The 3,585-nt window shown below is 46.9% G+C and carries 3 protein-coding genes; 1 reads left to right on the top strand and 2 read right to left on the bottom strand.

From position 1 onward, the window contains the following. The coding region (locus J5224_RS24050) for a VirB3 family type IV secretion system protein (RefSeq protein WP_264627750.1) at positions 1 to 1,546 on the bottom strand (1,546 nt) is incomplete at its 3' end. A 10-nt stretch (positions 1,547 to 1,556) separates the two neighbouring features. Further along, on the bottom strand, positions 1,557 to 1,835 hold the full coding sequence (locus J5224_RS24045) for a TrbC/VirB2 family protein (protein WP_264627749.1): 279 nt from the start codon (positions 1,833 to 1,835) through the stop codon (positions 1,557 to 1,559). Between the two features lie 639 nt (positions 1,836 to 2,474). On the opposite strand from J5224_RS24045, the gene J5224_RS24040 reads away from it, so the two are divergent. Continuing rightward, a complete protein-coding gene (locus tag J5224_RS24040; protein ID WP_264627748.1) occupies positions 2,475 to 3,512 on the top strand; it encodes a hypothetical protein in 1,038 nt (345 codons plus the stop codon). Positions 3,513 to 3,585 lie beyond the last annotated feature (73 nt).

The raw sequence follows: 3,585 nt of genomic DNA, 5'->3' as shown, positions 1-3,585 counted from the left end.
TTTTTTCGTTGAAGTCATCGCGCCCGACCTGACTGTCATGCAGGTTGAGACAATAACCGCCGCCACCGGGCGATGTCAGAATAGCGATGGCTTCGCCCCACGGGTTGCCGTCACGCTTGTGGGGATGAAAGTTATGCAAGCTCGCCATGTCCGCATAGTTCTGGCTACTGATGACCACCAGTCGGGGGCGCAGGTGATACACGCCCGGCAGTTGTGCCAGACAGGCGGCAGGCAGCGACTGGGTGGACAGGGTGGTCATGATACCGAGATCGACAAAGGGCTGGGCCAGCGCATGGGTGTCCTTGACCACCTGATCGGCATTGTCGGCCGATACCAACAGGGAAAAGTGGTATTTCCCGCACGACACATGCCCTGACTGGAGCAGGTCACGCAACACAATCAGCTCTTCATGTTGTGAGAAGGCGTCATCCTCGGTGGAGCTCAGCCGCTTTTCTGCCAGCCGGATATGCTGTTGTGCTTCATCGCGCGCCATGCAGGTGAAGGACTGCGTAAGAACGTATTCGCTTTCGGCATACAGCAGCGCATCCAGCAATCCGGTCGCGGTTTCCGGCGAATAATCCTTGATTTCCAGAGCGCGAAAGAAACGCGAACCCCACAGGGTGCGGCATTCGGCGGTGTGGGTACTGAAGAACAGGTCTGGTGTGCCGAGCAGGTCATAAAACGGGGTGCGGGTTACTGCCACCCGCTGCCATTTTCCGCTTATCAGGCGGTGATAAAACGACAGCTGTGAAGAGTACACCCGGCGCTTTTCTTCGAACAAACCCAGCGGTTGTGCCTGATAACGTGATAACGCGGTCGAGAGATTTTCCCGGTATTCCAGCATCACGTTTAAGGCCTCATCAGGTGCTGAACGGGGCGCATAGCAGAGGGTGAAAAAAATACGATGTCGCCAGAACGGTTTGTCTTTAACCGGTTGGTAATAACCTTCGGTCACGTCATCTGAGAACGGGATACCTGACGTGGCGGCAAAGGCATCGTGGTATTTTTCCCGGATACGGTGCACGTAAAACGTCACCGCCAATCCCTCATACGCGCGAATGACGTTATTAAGATGATTTGCCATTAACGTCAGGTGGTGCTCATGCTCACCCTCGAAAAGGGTTCCGCCCACTTCCCAGGTGGCAACCAAATCGCCGTGACGGTTTCTGATGACCTGCGGGTGAACGTGGGAGGAATAGGGCAGGTATTTATCCAGCGTGATGCGTTGGTTTAATTTCATCGTGTGCATAAACTCCGAGATATCGACGGCATCGTATTGCCCGGCCAGCAGGGCATTTGCGCCAAACCGTTTATTGGTGGCAAACCGCCCCCGGGTTTTAAACGCCAGCCACAGCAGCCCGAAATAATGCATGTCGGCCCTGGCTTTCACTTTCATTTCCACCCAGACCGGGATCAGTAACAGCGCGAGGTAATAGCTGAGATAGACCGACAACAGAACGATAAATCCACTGACGATAACGAAGGGCACCAGAGGAATACCCATGATGGTGGCGGGACGGGTAAGTGCCTTATTCAGGGTAGTCATCGGTTTTCTCCTATGACGCCCAATAGGCACCGAAGCCGGAGGCACCGACAATCAGGATGGCCCCAATGATCACGTTGCGCATGTCGTGCAGGCTTTTGCCGTCAAACAGCACCTTGTAGCCAATCCACATGGTGGCTAACGTGATGGTGGCTGCGGCCAGACCGAGCAGGCCTGCGGAGGTATGGTTCAGCGTGTCGTTGGCTTTGGTAAAGCCACTGTCGGCGGCCAGCGTCTGTACAGAAATAAATGGGGTGATGAACATCGTGGTCCAATATTTTCGTTTGTGCATGGTGACGGCTCCTTATAAATGACAAGTAACGGCAAGGTATTGAGGCAATAAACAGGTCACATCCCGATCCTGCATTCCGGTTCTAACGGGTCAGCGAGGACATTCAGCGGCACCCTGAATTGTGGTTATGTGACAGCCCGGTCCCTGTTGTTAAAGAGCGATACTTTACCGAGACGAATAGACATCCCTGTGGTTCTCCAGACTTTGCTGGCGAGAGTAGGGTGCGCTAGGGGGAGCTGTTTCGATAGGGGAAACTCAGATTGGAAAAGTGAAAGAAAAAAGGGGAGTTTTTAGAGTGGGTTAGTGGTATTAGTTCAGATAGGGACTGATGTTTTTGTGGTTTAGTTGCGCGCTTAATCTGGTCGGCTGCTTTGTATCAGAAGGGGGAATTAATGGCTATTGCTGCATGGTTAATAGGTTTCACCGCTTGAATGTATCAGGCATTACCTAAAATGCGTTGTTCAGAGGATGACGGTTGAAGAAAATTTGAGAACATATCCTCTGATATATCTGTTAAATGTGTTGTAATTCACTTTTTTCCTTTTCGTGAGCATAATTTAATTTCCTATCTCGCTGGCATCTGTTATAAATGCTAAGTATAAAACTCAATGGGGTAACTTGATTGTAAACAGACCTTCTATGAAAAAAATATGGGGTTCATTAAACTTCGGTGTCGCGCATTTTTTATTGTTCTATATGGCAGTGCTCTTCGTTACGCCGCAGACCACACAGCTATATCCCATTATTGTTTGGTTAGGGATGATTATCCTTAGCGGACAAATCGTGCACTTTTACTGGAATAAAACATCGTTTAATCAATCTGTCACTCGATTCCGGAATAATCATAAAAAAACGCCAAGAGCGGCATTGCTTTCAGCATTGCTATTTTTGGTAACCTGTATTTCCTTTGATATTTCCAATTATACCAGCATCGTCATTCCGAATGCGCTGATCTTTATAACTGCACTGTCAATTATCTACACTGTCGTATCTCATATAAAATCGATCGATAATAAAGAAAAAACAATGGCTCTGAGAGTAAAACTAGGAGTTAAATATTCATGGCTAATCGTTTCATTGATCTCGTACTATCTCGCACGTTCACTAATATCTAATTCGTTTGACATTCCTTTTGATACTACACTTAATAAACTCATAACGGTAGTTGCAGCTTTATTTTTAATTTTTATCTTCTATTACATTATTTGGTTTGTTTTTATTACTATCTTATCTTCTATCACCTCGCAAGCAAAAAGAATAAAAAGAAATCCTTCTTTTAACATGACCTATTCAATGTCTATTTTTGCTCCGCTGTATATGATTGGCTATATTTCATGTATCGCACTTGATGTACAGGCGCTGTCTATCTTAAAATTTGGTTTCGAATTGGCTATGAAGTATGATACGCGCGATACGTTTTATTGCAATAATGAATATATGTTGCTTGGCGAACATCCTGATACCCGTTTTATGTTTATCTCTGAAGGAAACTATCGCGCATTAATACCGCATGATGATGACTTTACAATCTATCGTTTAACCTGCACTAATAGTGAACCTTTCTATTATCTAGTTAAAGTAAAAGATAAAAAAGACCTCATGTTAGCTGCCTTGGAAAAGCGGGCAGAGGCGCTTTCCAGTGATATGAAGGCGATAATGTCCTCGAATGTTCGATGACAAGCATCATTGCGGTGAAGATAGTTTTCAGACGTCGCCTTCCAGTGTGATGTGCTGATTATGGCCGTAGAAA

The sequence above is a fragment of the Candidatus Symbiopectobacterium sp. NZEC135 genome (assembly GCF_025962695.1).
This window is presented reverse-complemented; position numbering and strand designations above follow the sequence as displayed.